At 35.6% G+C, this 15,013-nt stretch carries 18 protein-coding genes; all 18 read left to right on the top strand.

Going from position 1 to position 15,013, the window contains the following annotated elements; translation table 11 throughout:
• Positions 1–138 precede the first annotated feature (138 nt).
• The 18 genes from ACYQ3D_RS10250 (at position 139) to ACYQ3D_RS10165 (ending at position 14,976) form a co-directional block, all read left to right on the top strand.
• A complete protein-coding gene (locus ACYQ3D_RS10250) occupies positions 139–1,206 on the top strand; it encodes a M24 family metallopeptidase (RefSeq protein WP_459838273.1) in 1,068 nt (355 codons plus the stop codon).
• A gap of 55 nt (positions 1,207–1,261) precedes the next feature.
• Positions 1,262–2,452 (top strand): BamA/TamA family outer membrane protein, encoded by a 1,191-nt coding sequence (locus ACYQ3D_RS10245; protein WP_459838272.1) that lies wholly within the window; start codon positions 1,262–1,264, stop codon positions 2,450–2,452.
• A 12-nt stretch (positions 2,453–2,464) separates the two neighbouring features.
• A complete protein-coding gene (efp, locus tag ACYQ3D_RS10240) occupies positions 2,465–3,022 on the top strand; it encodes an elongation factor P (RefSeq protein WP_459838271.1) in 558 nt (185 codons plus the stop codon).
• Between the two features lie 134 nt (positions 3,023–3,156).
• Positions 3,157–4,107: a stage III sporulation protein AA gene (gene spoIIIAA, locus ACYQ3D_RS10235; protein WP_459838270.1), complete on the top strand. Its 951-nt coding sequence runs from the start codon at positions 3,157–3,159 to the stop codon at positions 4,105–4,107.
• An 11-nt stretch (positions 4,108–4,118) separates the two neighbouring features.
• Positions 4,119–4,628 carry a stage III sporulation protein SpoIIIAB gene (gene spoIIIAB, locus ACYQ3D_RS10230; protein ID WP_459838269.1) on the top strand — a complete coding sequence of 170 codons (510 nt, stop codon included), beginning with the start codon at positions 4,119–4,121 and terminating at the stop codon, positions 4,626–4,628.
• Positions 4,629–4,668: 40 nt separating this feature from the next.
• On the top strand, positions 4,669–4,863 hold the full coding sequence (gene spoIIIAC, locus ACYQ3D_RS10225) for a stage III sporulation protein AC (protein WP_459838351.1): 195 nt from the start codon (positions 4,669–4,671) through the stop codon (positions 4,861–4,863).
• A 12-nt stretch (positions 4,864–4,875) separates the two neighbouring features.
• The gene (gene spoIIIAD / locus ACYQ3D_RS10220) at positions 4,876–5,265 is read left to right on the top strand and encodes a stage III sporulation protein AD (RefSeq protein ID WP_459838268.1); all 390 of its coding nucleotides are present in this window, start codon (positions 4,876–4,878) and stop codon (positions 5,263–5,265) included.
• 13 nt (positions 5,266–5,278) lie between these two features.
• Positions 5,279–6,454 (top strand): stage III sporulation protein AE, encoded by a 1,176-nt coding sequence (spoIIIAE, locus tag ACYQ3D_RS10215; RefSeq protein ID WP_459838267.1) that lies wholly within the window; start codon positions 5,279–5,281, stop codon positions 6,452–6,454.
• A 6-nt stretch (positions 6,455–6,460) separates the two neighbouring features.
• On the top strand, positions 6,461–7,015 hold the full coding sequence (gene spoIIIAF / locus ACYQ3D_RS10210; protein ID WP_459838266.1) for a stage III sporulation protein AF: 555 nt from the start codon (positions 6,461–6,463) through the stop codon (positions 7,013–7,015).
• A 14-nt stretch (positions 7,016–7,029) separates the two neighbouring features.
• Positions 7,030–7,599 carry a hypothetical protein gene (locus ACYQ3D_RS10205; RefSeq protein WP_459838265.1) on the top strand — a complete coding sequence of 190 codons (570 nt, stop codon included), beginning with the start codon at positions 7,030–7,032 and terminating at the stop codon, positions 7,597–7,599.
• An 8-nt stretch (positions 7,600–7,607) separates the two neighbouring features.
• A complete protein-coding gene (locus ACYQ3D_RS10200; RefSeq protein WP_459838264.1) occupies positions 7,608–8,213 on the top strand; it encodes a SpoIIIAH-like family protein in 606 nt (201 codons plus the stop codon).
• Between the two features lie 213 nt (positions 8,214–8,426).
• Positions 8,427–10,313 (top strand): acetyl-CoA carboxylase biotin carboxyl carrier protein, encoded by a 1,887-nt coding sequence (accB, locus tag ACYQ3D_RS10195; RefSeq protein WP_459838263.1) that lies wholly within the window; start codon positions 8,427–8,429, stop codon positions 10,311–10,313.
• Positions 10,314–10,382: 69 nt separating this feature from the next.
• Positions 10,383–11,732, top strand: a complete 1,350-nt coding sequence (gene accC / locus ACYQ3D_RS10190; RefSeq protein ID WP_459838262.1) for an acetyl-CoA carboxylase biotin carboxylase subunit — start codon at positions 10,383–10,385, stop codon at positions 11,730–11,732.
• 34 nt (positions 11,733–11,766) lie between these two features.
• Positions 11,767–12,201, top strand: coding sequence for an Asp23/Gls24 family envelope stress response protein (locus ACYQ3D_RS10185; protein ID WP_459838261.1), 435 nt, complete (start codon positions 11,767–11,769; stop codon positions 12,199–12,201).
• A 158-nt stretch (positions 12,202–12,359) separates the two neighbouring features.
• Positions 12,360–12,899 carry an alkaline shock response membrane anchor protein AmaP gene (gene amaP, locus ACYQ3D_RS10180; RefSeq protein ID WP_459838260.1) on the top strand — a complete coding sequence of 180 codons (540 nt, stop codon included), beginning with the start codon at positions 12,360–12,362 and terminating at the stop codon, positions 12,897–12,899.
• Between the two features lie 14 nt (positions 12,900–12,913).
• Complete coding sequence (locus ACYQ3D_RS10175) at positions 12,914–13,147, top strand: DUF2273 domain-containing protein (protein ID WP_459838259.1); 234 nt, start codon at positions 12,914–12,916, stop codon at positions 13,145–13,147.
• Between the two features lie 468 nt (positions 13,148–13,615).
• Positions 13,616–14,044: a transcription antitermination factor NusB gene (gene nusB, locus ACYQ3D_RS10170; protein WP_459838258.1), complete on the top strand. Its 429-nt coding sequence runs from the start codon at positions 13,616–13,618 to the stop codon at positions 14,042–14,044.
• Positions 14,045–14,046: 2 nt separating this feature from the next.
• On the top strand, positions 14,047–14,976 hold the full coding sequence (locus ACYQ3D_RS10165; RefSeq protein WP_459838257.1) for a Kae1-like domain-containing protein: 930 nt from the start codon (positions 14,047–14,049) through the stop codon (positions 14,974–14,976).
• Positions 14,977–15,013: the final 37 nt, after the last annotated feature.

Here is a 15,013-nt window from a genome sequence, read left to right as displayed (position 1 = left end):
AGAAAACTATTACCTAGTAAACTATAAAAGTTACACTTTATATCGATAATACTACAATGGATTAAGATTTATTTTTTGTTATCAACTGTATATTATAACTGTGAATTATATACTGCTAATGTAATAGGAGTGATAATTATGCAAGCTAGAATTGAGCGATTAAGAGATCTCTTAGAGGAAAAGGGGATTGAGGCACTATTAATCAATGATCCTCAGAATAGACGTTATATGACAGGCTTTACTGGGACAGCAGGAACAGTACTAATCACGTTAGAAGAAGCTATTTTAATTACTGATTTTCGTTATACAGCTCAGGCTAAAGAAGAGACTAGTGGTTATCAGGTAGTAGAGTTTAAAAAGAACAAATTGGATCTATTATCCGATTTGTTAGCTGATTTAGGAGTAGAAGAGTTAGGTTTTGAAGCTAAATATGAGGATTATAGTACTTATCTTAAATATAAAAATAAATTAGAAGTTGATCTCCAAGCTACTCAGAACTTAGTTAAGCAGTTAAGGTTGACTAAGGAAGAAGGAGAAATTAATAAACTACAACAGGCTGTGAGATTAACTGACCAAGCTTTTAGTATGATCTGTACTGAACTAGCTGCAGGTAAGAAAGAAGAAGAGATAGCTTTAGAATTAGAATTTTGGCTAAAACGACATGGTGCCAGTGCTAAAGCTTTTGATTTTATTGTTGCCTCCGGGACTCGTTCTGCTTTACCACATGGGGTAGCTAGTGAAAAAGAAATTGCAACAGGTGAGTTTGTTACTATGGATTTTGGCTGTGTCTATCAAGGATATCATTCTGATATGACGCGTACTGTAGTAGTGGGCCAAGAACCTACTGATAAGCAACAAGAAATTTATAATCTCGTTTTAAAAGCTCAAAAGAAAGCTATTGAGGCAATTAAGGCTGGTAAGAAAGCTAGTGAGATAGATCAGGTAGCTCGAGATATAATTTCTACCGCTGGTTATGGGGATTATTTCGGTCATGGTCTAGGACATGGAGTCGGTTTAGGAATTCATGAAGGACCTAAATTATCGTGGCGTGATGATACAGTTTTAGAACCAGGGATGGTAGTTACTGTAGAACCAGGAGTTTATCTACCAGACTGGAGTGGAGTTAGAATTGAAGATATAGTAGTAGTTACTGAGGATGGCTGTCAAATTCTAACTGAGTCAGAAAAAGAGCTTATAGTCATTTAGTAATGAGTAACAAGAAGTTACACTAAGATTATAATTTTAGAGAGGGGTAATGATAATGCAGGTTAGAAGAAAAATCAGGACAAGATTAGTAGTTAGTTTTATATTAATAATGTTAGTTATCAGTCCTAATGTTAATGCCAAGCAAGATTTTGTAGCTAGTGTTCGGGAGGTTGTTGGCCCGAAAATGGAAGGAGAATCGGGAAAGGTTCCTTTTGTTTCCTATATCAGTGAAGGGGGATTAATGGCAGGAGAATTCTTTTATGACTCTAATTTATTTGATAAGGGGGCCAATTTCACTTCAGTTAATCTGATCTCCCCAAGTACTGGTATTTTTACTTCCTTTACTCAGATTAGAGATTATAATCTAACAGATAAGTGGAAGTTAGGTGGGAATTTAAGTCTTATTAAGTATAATGAGATTAATGTAGGGGGCGTGGGTAATAATAGTCCTAATCAAGAGATTTCTGCTGATACATTAGATGGGTACCAAAGGTATGAAGGATGGAATAATCGAGCAGCAGTCAATTTAACCTATGAACTTGATCAGTATAATTCTATTATTACTGAATATGCGTATGAAATCTTGACTAGTCAACAGAGAGATTATAAATCTGATACAGTTTCTTTAGCCTGGGAAAATAAGGAGCTTGATAATCAAAAAAATCCTCGCCAAGGTCATAAGATTATTACTAAAGCTAAAAAGAGTTTAAATCTGTTAAGCCATGATAATGAAAATGATTGGGATTATACTAAACTAACTTTTGATGCTCGAAAATATATTCCAGTCTTTGCTAACTCTACTTTAGCTTTTAGATTTAGAACGCAGAGTGTTTCAGGTACTGATGTGCTCGATGAAGAACGAACTGCTTTAAAAAAGCTTTATACAGGCAAACCTGATGCTAAAGTTTATACGCCAGCACCTTTTTTTGATATGGCCTTATTAGGTAATTTAAATACTATGAAAGGTTATCGTTATTATAGATTTTATGATAATCATTCTGCCTTATATCAAGCCGAATTCAGATTTCCAATGGATTATCTATTATCTGGTTTACAAGGAACCTTATTTGCTGAAGCAGGTCGAGTAAGTAATAGCTTCAATAGTCAATTGTTTACTGAAGATATGCATTATAGTGGTGGATTAGGTGTGAAATATTACTTTAATGATGATATAATTGTTCGTGGTGATATTGGTCATTCTGAGGAAGGAACACAGGTTAGAATGAATATTGGGCAAACTTTTTAGGGAGGTAAAATAATGATTACTACTAAAGATTTTCAAACTGGGTTGACTATTAAATTAGATGGTGAGTTATATAAAATCGTTGGTTATGACCACACTAAGCCTGGAAAAGGCGGGGCTTATTTACAGACTGAGCTAAAAAATTTAGAAACTGGTCAAACAATTAATAAACGGTTTAAATCAGGAGAGAAGGTTGAACAAGCTTACATAGATACTAGAACATTTCAATTTTTATATCAGGATGGGGAAGGCTATGTCTTTATGGATCAAGAGAACTATGAACAGATTAGTCTAAATCAAGATCAAATTGGTGATGCTGCTCAGTTTATTAAAGAGAATTCAGAGATTAAAGTAGAAATGTATCAAGACAAGCCAATTGGAGTAGAATTACCTACTTTTGTAGAATTAGAAGTTACTGACGCTCCTCCGGCAGTGATGGGAGATACAGTTTCAGGGGGTACTAAGCAGGTAACTGTTGAAACTGGGGCTGAAATCGAAGTGCCTTTATTTATTGAAGAAGGAGATGTACTAAAGATAGATACTAGAAGTTGTGAGTACGCAGAAAGAGTTTAAAAGCATATTAAATATTATTTAGGTGATTAAGCAACCGTTATTGGTTGCTTTTTTTATTTTTTGTTGTGATTTTTTATTTATTATTCATATTTTTACCAGGTATTTAATATGCTTAAATAGTTGAGGTGATATCTGTGCAGGTAACTCAGATTTTAGAACAGAGTATCCTACCTAATTTGGCTTCTCATTTACAAGCAATAATTAGACAAGTTGCCCAGAGAGGATTAGAGGATCTAGTAGAGATCAGATTGCGAGCTAATCAGCCGTTATTGTTGGAGACAACTAGGCAGGAATTAATGGTTAATAAACAAGGGCGGATAATAACTACAACTAGTAAAGCATATGAAATTACTAAAGAGGATATCCAAGAAACTTTAAATTTAATGACTAATAGTTCGTTATATGCTCTAGAAGATGAATTAAGATCTGGTTTCCTAACACTACCTGGAGGACATAGAGTAGGCCTAGTAGGTCAAGTGGTAAGGAATAAAACAGGTATTGAACGGATTAAACATATTTCAGGCTTGAATATTCGGATCTGTCAAGAGGTTATTGGGGCAGCTGATAGTGTGATTAACCAGGTGATTAGTAGATCCCAGGATATCCATAATACTTTACTTATTTCCCCGCCAAGATGTGGTAAAACAACTCTACTACGGGATTTAGTCCGCCAGATTAGTGATGGAGTCGCTAGATTAGGATTTAAGGGGTTAAAGGTAGGAGTCGTTGATGAACGATCAGAGATTGGTGGGGCTTATCAGGGAGTAGTCCAGAATGAACTAGGCATTAGAACTGATTTATTGGATAGGGCTCCTAAGCCAGAGGGGATCTTATTGTTAATTAGATCAATGTCTCCTGACGTAATTGCTACCGATGAGATAGGTACTAAAGAAGATGTTGATATTTTAGAAGAAGCCTTACATGCTGGGGTGCGCATAGTGACTACTGTCCATGGTAGTAGCTTAGCTGAAGTACAGTCTAGACCTAGTTTACAAGGTTTATTTAAAAGAAATACTTTTCAGCGGATGATTATTTTAAGTAGACGGCAAGGCCCAGGTACAATAGAAAGGGTTATCAAGCGTTAGGAGGGAAGTCAGTGAAGTTAATTGGAGTTTTATTGATTGTTGTAAGTAGTAGTGGTTTAGGATTTTTAAAGGCTAGAGAATTTGTTTTACGGACTCGGCTGTTAAAACAAGTCAAGTTAGCTTTGCAATTATTAAAAACTGAAGTAAGTTATGAAGTCAATCCTTTACCCCAAGCTTTTGCAAAAATAGCAACAGAATTAGAAGCACCACTTGCTGATTTTTTTAGTCAGGCCCAAACAGGATTAAGGACTGGCTTAACAGCAAAAGAGGCTTGGCAACAAGCGGTCCAGGAGGTGCTTGTTGATACTGTTTTAGAAGAAGAAGATCGGGAAGTGTTAGTCAATCTAGGCTGTAATTTAGGTCAGTCAACTAGTGAGGACCAATTAAGGTATTTGAGTTTGGCCCAGGATTACATAGATGATCTTTACCAAGAAGCTAGTAATGAACAACAAAAGAAAGTTAAGTTATGGCGTTACTTAGGAGTTTTAGGAGGAGCATTTATAGTGATTTTAATTTTGTGATTGATTCAGTCTGTTTAATCAGGGGGGCAGAAGTCAAATGATGAATATAGATTTAGTCTTTAAAATTGCAGGCTTAGGGATTCTGATTTCAGTCTTTAATATGGTACTTAAACAGGCAGAAAAGGAAGAACAGGCTCAGATGTTGACTTTAGTAGGAGTTATTATTGTGTTAATGGTTATTATCCAGTTGATTGATCAATTATTTTCTAATATTCGTAGTATCTTTGGCTTTTAAGGAGTGCAGACTATGGAGACTATAGTCCAGATTGTAGGCGTGGGATTAGTAGGGGTTATACTTGCTTTGGTTTTAAAACAGTATAAGCCAGAATTAGCTCTCCAGCTAAGTTTAGTGGTTGGATTGATTATTTTTATCTTTATGTTGAATAAGATAATTGTCATTATTGATACTCTACGTGAGTTAGCTACTAAGGCTCAGATTGATCAAATTTATCTAAATACTATCTTGAAGGCAATCGGAATTGCTTATATTGCAGAATTTGGAGCTCAAATATCTCGTGATGCTGATGAGGGGATTATAGCTTCTAAGATAGAGTTTGCTGGTAAAGTCTTAATTATGATTTTAGGACTACCTATTATGATGGCTGTTTTAGAATCAGTATTACAACTTCTACCTTAAAGGCGTGGTAATTATGAAGAAGTTATTTCTGGTGTTCTGTTTACTATTTATCTTAGTAGTTCCTACCCAAGCTGCAAATGAGCAACCTAGCAAAGAACCTGGTCAGATAATTGAGGGCCAACTCCAAAACTTGGATTTAAGTGAGTTAGAAAAAGAGGTTGACAAGCTAAATAAAGAAGCTGGTGACTATTTACCTCCTCTAGAGTTAAGAGATATTATCAGTCTCTTCAGTCAAGAGGGATTTCAAAATAAGTTCTCTCAGGTGCTCCAAGGGTTACTGCGTTATCTATTTGATGAGCTACTCGTTAATAGTAAGTTGCTAGGCAAGATAATTGTGTTAGCAATGATTGTAGCAGTACTTAAGAATTTCCAGGCTAATTTTGCCCAAGCTAGAATTAGTCAATTGACTAACGGAATCATCTATTTAGTATTAGCTATTATAGCTCTTAATTCTTTTAAGGTAGCAGTAACTATTGGCCGGGAGACAATTAGCGATATGGTAGGTGTGATGCATGCTATTGTGCCTGTTTTATTATCCTTATTAATCAGTATTGGAAATTTAACTTCAGCTTCTTTATTTCATCCAGTGACTTTTTTGATAATTAATACTTTAAGTTCAGTAGTTCGGAATGTAGTCTTTCCCTTTCTTTTCTTTTCTACTGTCTTGGATATAGTCGATAATATCTCGGAGAGTTTTAAGATATCAGGTTTAGTTAGTCTCTTACGACAATTTGCTATGGGAGGCTTAGGTGTAGTTACTACTATCTTCTTAGCTACTATTGTAACCCAAGGAACAGTAGCTACTGTTAGTGATGGAGTAACTATTAGAACAGCTAAGTATTTAACAGGTAATTTTATTCCAGTAGTAGGTAGCTTTTTAGCTAATGCTTTAGATGTTGTAGTTGGTGGATCGTTATTGATTAAGAACGCATTAGGTATCTTTAGTGTTTTAATAATTTTAGTCTTTTGTTCTTTTTCTGTAATTAAGATAATTGCCCTAGCTTTGATCTATCGGTTTGCTGCTGCCACTATTCAGCCTGTTAGTGATCAACAGATCGTAAATTGTCTCAATATCTTAGCTAAGAATTTATTTTTTATTTTTGGGGCAGTAGCTGTGGTAGGAGTTATGTTCTTTGTAGTAATTATTATTGTGGTTGGGACTGCTAATTTTTCGGTCATGATGAGGTGATTAGTTATGGAGATGTTAAAGGCTTGGATTAGAAATTTAGTCCTAGTAATCTTGGTGGCCCATTTTATTGAATTACTATTACCTAGTAGTAAAATGCAGAAGTATGTGAAAGTAGTTGTGGGTTTTTTTGTTATTTTGATGATTTTAAACCCAGTTTTAAGATTAGCTAACCAAGGATTAGGACAGCCTAGTTTTAATTTGATTGATAATCAAAAGCCTTCTTGGGAGCAGATAGTTGAGCAGGGTCAAAAACTAAAACAGGAAAATAATCAACAAGCCCAACAGAATTACAAACAAGATTTAGTCCGGCAGATAACTGCAGTTGTTAAATTAAATTCTAACTTAGAGGATATTAAAACAGATGTTAAGTTAGACCAGAGTAATAATCTAGCTAGTGTTACAATAGTAGGTAGTGAGGACAGGGTAGAACCTATAGAAGTTGACTTATCATCTTCGCAGCAGGAGTCCAAGCCAAGTCCAAGAGTGGAGCATAAAGTGCAAGAGGCAATAGCTACTTTATACAATCTGACTCCTGACCAAGTTCAAGTAAAATTAGACTAGAAAGGGGTGAAGTAATGTTAGAAAAATTCTTTAGTGGTGAAGATAATTGGGCCCAACCTAAAACTTTATTGTTGTTAGGTTTAGCCGGAATGGTTTTTATTTTATTAGGTGATTTTACTGGTAACTTTACTTCCTCTAGTCCAACTACTTCTAAGGAAATTAGTAATCAACAGTCAACTGATAATATTTCAGTAGAAGAAAAGATAGAAGGAGAATTAGAACAAATATTATCTTCTGTTGCTAATACTGGTCAAGTACAGGTTGATGTAACTTTGGATACAGGAGTAGAACGTATTTATGCTCGTGATAATAATAGTTCTCATAAGGATGTAGTAGAAGAAGATGAGCAGGGAGGGACTAGAAAAACAGTAGAGAAAGAAGTAGAGGATAAGTTAGTTGTTCTTAATCAGGGAGGTAGCGAAGAAGCAGTAGTTAAAAAGAAGATTAAACCTAAAATTAGAGGAGTCCTGATTGTTGCTGAAGGAGCTCATAATTCTTATGTAAAAGCTAAATTGATTAAAGCAGTCAAAGTAGGTTTAGGAGTTCCGAGTTATAAAATTTCAGTATTACCAAAAGAAAGGTAGGAGATAAGATGGAAGTTAATATTTGGAGTAATAGGAAGTTAAAGAAGAGAGCAGGTTGGTTTTTGGTACTCATGGTTTGGGTAGGTATGGTAACGGCAGTAATTTTGCACCAAACTCCTCAGAAAAATCAGTTAGCAGAAGTTTCTTCCAAGGTTGATATCGAAACCAAAAAGCAGGTTGAGGAGACTCCAGAAGATGAATTAGAAGCTGCTGAATCACTAGAGGTAGCTGAAGTGGAACAACAGGCGCAAAAGAATAGTAAAGATTTTTTTGTAGAGTATAGAGTTGAACGTGATCAAGCTCGCAGTGAACAGATTAATTTATTACGCGAGATGATTAATAATCCTAATTCTGATAAAGAGCTAAAGGCGCAGGCTCAAGAGTTATTATTGAATATAACTAATAATATTGAAAAAGAGATGGAGATTGAAAGTTTAATTAGAGCTAGAGGGTATGAAGATGGAATTGCTTTTATTCATGATGATTCTGTGGAAGTAGTAATTGCTACGCAAGGTTTAGAAAGAAAAGATGCAGCTAAGATAGGGGATATAGTAATTAATACGACTGATATTCCTCGCCAAGAGGTTACTATTATTGAAAAGAAACCCGAATAAATTGACAAAATATTTTAAAAAAGATATAATTATAGAACACGTTACTCTATTACTCAGGTGAAATCTTCGTTAACCTGGGTTTTTTATTTTAAATAGAGAGGTTAATAAATTATAATAACAAATGTATAGATTTAAGTATAAGATTAAGTAAGAAAAAGGAGTTTGATTTTTCTTATAGAATACAAATAAAAGAGTAGTTTAGGAGGGAGAAGTATGAGTCAAGAAGTAAGAATTACTGATACCACTTTAAGAGATGCTCATCAATCCTTATGGGCGACAAGAATGAGAACTGAGGATATGTTACCAATAATTGGAAAAATGGATCAAGTGGGTTACAGTGCAATGGAAGTTTGGGGTGGGGCAACTTTTGATGTTTGTATGCGTTATCTTAATGAGGATCCCTGGGAGAGGTTACAATTATTAAATAGATATATAACTAAGACTCCCTTACAGATGTTATTAAGGGCGCAGAATGTTGTTGGTTATAAACATTATCCTGATGATGTAGTAAAGGAATTTGTTTATAAAGCAGCAGAGAATGGAATAGATATTTTTCGTATTTTCGATGCTTTAAATGACGTTAGAAATATGAAAACAGCTATTGAAGCAGTTAAAGAAACTGGGAAGCATATTCAGGCTACTGTTGTGTATACTATTAGTCCAGTGCATACTGTTGAGCACTATTTAGAGACTGCTGTAACTTTACAAGAGATGGGAGCCAATTCGATCTGTATTAAAGATATGGCAGGTTTACTAAAGCCTTATCGAGCTTATGAATTAGTATCAGCTCTTAAAGAAAAGGTTGATATTCCGATTGAGTTACACAGTCATTATATTGGTGGAATGGCTATTTCTACCTATCTTAAAGGAGTAGAAGCAGGAGCAGATGTAGTTGATACTGCTACTGCATCTTTAGCTTTTGGTTCCTCCCAGCCACCTATAGAAACTATGAATGCAATTTGGAAGAATACAGAGTATGATATAGGTCTAGATTTTGATCTATTATTTGATATAGATAGTTACTTTGAAAGAATCAGAAAGAAGCGTGGCTTTAATCGAGGAGTTACTAAGATTACTGATATGCAGACTTTTTCTCATCAAGTACCAGGAGGTATGATCTCTAACTTAGTTTCTCAATTAGAAAAACAGGATGCTTTAGATAAGATCCATGATGTATTAAATGAGATTCCTAGAGTAAGAGAAGATTTAGGTTATCCGCCATTAGTAACCCCAACAAGTCAGATTGTAGGAACGCAAGCTGTCTTTAATGTTTTATTAGGGGAGCGATATAAAGTTATTCCTGATGAAGTTAAATCTTATATTAAAGGTTATTATGGTCAACCTCCAGCAGAGATTAATCCGGAGGTACAACAACAAGCAATTGGTGAGGAAGAGCCAATTACTTGTCGGCCAGCTGATTTATTAGAGCCGACTTTGGATAAGATAAAAGATGAAGTTGAACAATATGTGGAAAAAGAAGAAGATTATCTATCTTATGCATTATTTCCACAAATAGGATTAAAATATTTAAAAGAAAGAAAAAAAGAAAGAGACATTTTTGGTGAAGAAGAGCCACAACAAGAAGAAATTAATGAGGAGGCCCAGGAAGATATGGAACTTAAAGACGTCAAGGAATTAGTTGAAATGCTGAATGAAACTGATATTGCAGAGATTAATCTAGAAGATGATGGAACAAAGGTAAGTATTAAGAAAGATCAAGGAGGTCAAGTAGTCACGCAGGGGGCTACTACTGAAGCAGCTCCTGTCCAACAACCAACTACTACTCAGGAAGTACAGTCCACTCCAGCAACTACTAAGCAAGAAACTACAGGAGAGACTGAAGAATCTACTGAAGTAGAGGGCGAAGAAATCGAAGCTCCAATGGTAGGTACTTTCTATCGTTGTCCATCTCCTGATGCTGATCCATTTGTAGAAGTCGGAGATGTTGTAGAAGAGGGAGATACAGTCTGTATTATTGAGGCTATGAAGTTAATGAATGAAATTGAAGCTGAGTTTAAGTGTAAGATTGTTGATATTGTAGAGGAAGATGGCGAACCAATTGAGTATGGTCAGCCATTATTTATAGTGGAAAGATTATAGTAGTATATTAACTTTAAATTGAGTGAAAAATAAATTAGATAGTTATAAACTGTGAGGTGTAGTGATAGAATGTTTAATAAGGTATTAGTCGCTAATCGAGGCGAGATTGCTGTCCGAATTATTAGAGCTTGTCATGAATTAGATATTGAAGCAGTAGCGGTCTATTCTGAAGCTGATAAAGATGCTTTACATGTCCAATATGCCGATGAAGCATATTGTATTGGCCCAGCTTCTTCTAATGAGAGCTATCTTGATATTCCTAGTTTGATTAGTGTAGCAGAGATAGCTAATGTTGATGCTATTCATCCGGGATATGGTTTCTTATCAGAAAATGCTCACTTTGCTGAAGTATGTGCTGAATGTGGGTTTAAATATATTGGCCCTAGAGCTGAATCGATTGCTAAGATGGGAGATAAATCTGTAGCTCGAGAAACTATGATTGAGGCTGGGGTACCAGTAGTACCAGGGACTGAAGGAACTTTATCTGGTAAGGAAGAAGCTATTGCTAGGGCTGAGGATATTGGCTATCCAGTTATTGTCAAGGCTTCCTTTGGAGGGGGAGGTCGTGGGATGAGGATTGCTCATAGTGAAGAGGAAGTAGCTAATGCAGTCCAGACTGCTAGTTCAGAGGCAGAAGCTGCTTTTGGTAGTGCTGAAGTATACTTAGAAAAATATGTAGAAGATCCGCGGCATATTGAATTCCAGATTTTAGCTGATGAACATGGTAATGTAGTTCATTTAGGAGAGCGAGACTGTTCTATTCAACGGCGCCATCAGAAGTTAATAGAAGAAGCTCCTTCTCCAGCAATAGATGAGGAATTAAGACAAGAAATGGGCCAAGCGGCTGTTAAAGCTGCTGAAGGTGTAGATTATTATAATGCTGGAACTGTTGAAATGTTATTAGATAAGCATGATAACTTTTATTTCATTGAGATGAATACTAGAATCCAGGTCGAACATCCAGTCACAGAATGGGTAACTGGCATTGATATCGTTAAAGAACAGATTAGAATTGCTGCTGGAGAAGAGTTAGGATATACACAAGAGGATATTGAGATTGAAGGAGCAGCAATTGAGTGTAGAGTTAATGCTGAAGATCCAGCTAAAGACTTTAGACCATCGCCTGGTAAAATTGAAAAATATATTACGCCTGGTGGTTTAGGAGTTAGAATTGATAGTGCTGCTTATCCTGATTATATGATTCCGCCTCACTATGATTCTATGGTAGCTAAGTTGATTGTCTGGGGCGCAGATAGAGAAACTATGCGGAAGCGAATGTTACGTTCTCTAGATGAATTTGAAATTGGAGGCATTAAGACTACTATTCCTTTCCATCGGGAAGTATTACAGAATGATGAGTTTATTGCTGGGACATTTAATACTGGGTTTATTCCTAAGCATTTTTCTGATGAAGAGTAGGAAGACTAAGTCTTAATAAAAAGGAGGCAGCAATATGGCAGAAGAGGAAAATGGTGTAGGTGCTATTCGGATTGCTAATGAAGTAGTTAGTATTATTGCTGGTTTAGCTGCTACTGAAGTTGAAGGAGTAGCAGGTATGAGTGGTGGTTTAGCTGGTGGTATTGCTGAGATGTTAGGACGTAAGAATCTATCTAAAGGTGTTGAAGTTGATGTAGGAGAAGTAGAAACTGCTGTAGATTTATATGTGATCATGCAGTATGGAGTTGAGATCCCAGAGATTGCTTGGCAGATTCAGGACAATGTTAAGCAAGCTATAGAAAACATGACGGGACTAGATGTAGTAGAAGTTAATGTTCATGTGCAGGGAGTCAGTTTCGAAACAGAAACAGAAGAGGAAGAAGAAACAGAGGCTGAGACTGCTGAGACAGAACAACCAGAAGAAGCTACTGAATTACCTCGAGTTAGATAATTAGTAAAATAAGCTAAACTCTTTAAAAGCTAACTCTTTTTGAGTTAGCTTTTTTCTTCTTCTTAGTTGGAATAAGTTTTTAAGATTAGTGAATGCTATTTGTTAAGCATGAAGGTAACAGAACTTTAAGATATTTGGTTGTAGAAAGGGGATTAGATATGCAGTATTTAGACCGTTTTTTTGTATTGCTGCTTACTGTACTGTCGATTGTTATTTCTCTATCTATGATAGGGTTAACTTTAGGTTGGGTTGATACTTCAGTTGTGATAGAGTTACTTAATCAGGATTTACAGTTAACAGGAATTGTAGGTGGTGTGCTATTTTTAATTTCTCTTCGGATTCTCCAGTTGTTTTTACCGCACCGAAAAAGTCCACAACAGACTATAATTGCTCATGGTGATCTAGGAACAATCCAAATTAGTTTAGAAGCAATTAAGAGATTAACAACAGAGATAGTTAATCAGGAAGTAGATGCTAAGGAGATTAAGACTAATGTTGAGGTTATAGAAGGTGGAGTTAGTATAGTATTAAATTTAGCAATTATCTCTCAAGCTAATGTTTCTGAGTTAGGAGAGCAGTTACAAGCACAAGTTAAAGAGCAGGTTCAAGCTTCTACAGGAGCTCAGGTGGAGCAAGTAGAAATTTTGATTAATGAAGTTAGTCGTACACAGGAATCTAAAGATGTTATCCTAGACTAAAAGAGGTGTTAATAGTGGCCAAACTTGACAACTTAGAACAGATATTGGCCTTATTTCGTGATTATAGAGGACGAATTTTAGGGGTAGTGTTAGGATTATTAGCTGCTATACTAATTATTAGTTTTGGAGTTATTCCTGCGATTTTTATTATGATGTGTATGGGTCTTGGTTATTATTTAGGAGCTCGTTATGATAATCAGAAAGATGTTAAAGATGTTCTAGAGGAGATTTTTCCTTCGCAAGAATAGGGAAAGTGGCACTTTCGTGCCACAGCTATCTGTAAATGGTTTTTATTACGGAAGGTCTGTTTTCTAGACCTGTAGGGTGAGCTGTGAGCTATGTGCCAAAAGCTTTAAATTCAAAAAACTTAAAAGAATATTAAGATGATTTTAATTTTTTATCAGAGAACAATCAGTGCCCTATAATTAAAACCAGCAAGTAATATATTAACTAAGATTGCCTAAATATTATAGTAATTTTTTTATTGGCAGAAAACATTGATTGTTCTTCCTTGAAATCTTTTGGTAACTTTTATAGTTTGATAAAAGTTACTCGGAAAAAAGCTACTTTGTAGCTTTTCCGAACTAGCTGTTAAATTTTTGCTGATTACTTTTTATTAAAAAAGTGAAGTATTATATCAATAATACATCATTTATTTAGTGGTAAAATAAATATTGTAATCGATTCAATTATAAATCATATAGAGGAGGAAGATTATGGAACAACAGATTAATAGACGCCAAGCTAGAGAGATTGCAGTCCAGTTTTTATATCAAGCTGATATCAATAAGGAAGGATTAGTTAGTAATTTAGAGAAACTACATGAAGAACAACCAGGATTAAACCTTAGAGGTAGCTTTTTATCTGATATAATTGAAGGAACCTACCATAAGATGCATGAGTTAGACCAGATGATAGATGATAATATATCCAACTGGAAGATTGAGCGATTAGGGAAGGTGGAGTTAAGTGTTATCAGATTAGCTCTTTATGAGATGTTATATGAAGCTGATATTCCTGTTGCTGTTTCTATTAATGAAGCAATTGAATTAGCCAAAAGTTTTAGTGATGACCAAGCAGCTAAGTTTGTTAATGGAGCATTAGGTAGATTAGCTGATGAGTTAGATTTAAGTAAGGAGGAGTAATCTTGATTTTAGGAATTGATACTAGTAATTATACTACTTCTGTGGCTCTAATGAAGCAAACAGGTAGATTAGTAACTCAAGCTAGAGAGTTACTAAAAGTAGCCGAAGGACAAAGAGGTCTACGTCAATCTAAGGCAGTCTTTCAGCATATTAATCAGCTACCAGCAGTAATTAAGAAAGTGCTCGAGAAAACAGATCAAGAACTGACTAAAGTGGTAGTCAGTGATAGACCACGGGCTAATAAGGATTCCTATCTACCTGTCTTTAGAGTAGGCGAGAGCCAAGCCAAGACTCTAGCTAATACATTAAATATCCCCTTGGTGAAAGTATCTCATCAGGAAGGACACCTCCAGGCCGGAGTTTGGTCTTCTTCTTTAGAAGCTCAAGAATTTCTAGCAGTACATATTTCCGGAGGAACTACTGAGTTATTAAAAGTAACTTCAGTTCCAGAAGAGATAGGCTTTGAGGTAGCTACTTTAGGTGGAAGTGAGGATCTACATGCTGGGCAATTTGTAGATCGGGTAGGAGTTGAGTTAGGTCTTTCTTTTCCAGCTGGCCCAGACTTAGAGGAGTTGGCCCAAGAAGGTAAGGCAGGTGCTGTAGAGGTTCCTACTGCAGTCCAAGATTATCAGATTAGCTTTTCTGGACCTGCTTCTGCAGCCATGCGACTGATTGAGCAAGGAAAGAAGAAAGCTAATATTGCTCTAGCAGTCCAACAAGCCATTGCTGATAGTTTACAGGAAGTGCTAAAAAATGCTATTCAAGGCGAAGAATTAAAAGATGTATTGATTGTAGGTGGAGTAGCAGCTAATCAGTATATTAGAGACAGATTACATAATAGATTACAAGCTGAAGCTAATTTATATTTTGCCGATCCTCAATGGAGCAGCGATAATGCTATAGGAACCACTGCACTTGGTATAAAGAACTAGTAACTTTATTTTAGAGATAACCTATTAGGTTATCTTT

Source organism: Halanaerobaculum tunisiense (assembly GCF_054657635.1).
This window is presented reverse-complemented; position numbering and strand designations above follow the sequence as displayed.